1 rRNA gene is annotated in these 719 nt (G+C 53.1%); it reads right to left on the bottom strand.

Annotation, left to right across the window (positions count from 1 at the left end):
- Window positions 1-20 precede the first annotated feature (20 nt).
- A 23S ribosomal RNA gene (locus ACTRWF_RS19640) occupies window positions 21-719 on the bottom strand; the annotation flags it as partial.

A 719-nucleotide genomic window follows, 5' to 3' on the forward strand; every position in this document is an offset into this window, starting at 1 on the left:
CGAAGCCTTTTAGGCGTTGTATGGTTAAGCCTCTCGGGCAATTAGTACAGGTTAGCTTAACGCCTTACAACGCTTCCACACCCTGCCTATCAACGTCATCGTCTATAACAACCCTTCCAGACCTTAAAGGTCAGGGATGACTCATCTTTGGGCCGGCTTCCCGCTTAGATGCTTTCAGCGGTTATCCGTTCCGAACATAGCTACCGGGCAATGCCATTGGCATGACAACCCGAACACCAGCGGTTCGTCCACTCCGGTCCTCTCGTACTAGGAGCAGCTCCCATCAATCATCCAACGCCCACACCAGATAGGGACCGAACTGTCTCACGACGTTCTAAACCCAGCTCGCGTACCACTTTAAATGGCGAACAGCCATACCCTTGGGACCGACTTCAGCCCCAGGATGTGATGAGCCGACATCGAGGTGCCAAACACCGCCGTCGATATGAACTCTTGGGCGGTATCAGCCTGTTATCCCCGGAGTACCTTTTATCCGTTGAGCGATGGCCCTTCCATACAGAACCACCGGATCACTATGACCTACTTTCGTACCTGCTCGACGTGTCTGTCTCGCAGTTAAGCTAGCTTATGCCATTGCACTAACCTCACGATGTCCGACCGTGATTAGCTAACCTTCGTGCTCCTCCGTTACTATTTGGGAGGAGACCGCCCCAGTCAAACTACCCACCAGACACTGTCCACAATCCCGATAAGGGACC

Source organism: Alteromonas sp. G5_S2_22_S1, from assembly GCF_054968525.1.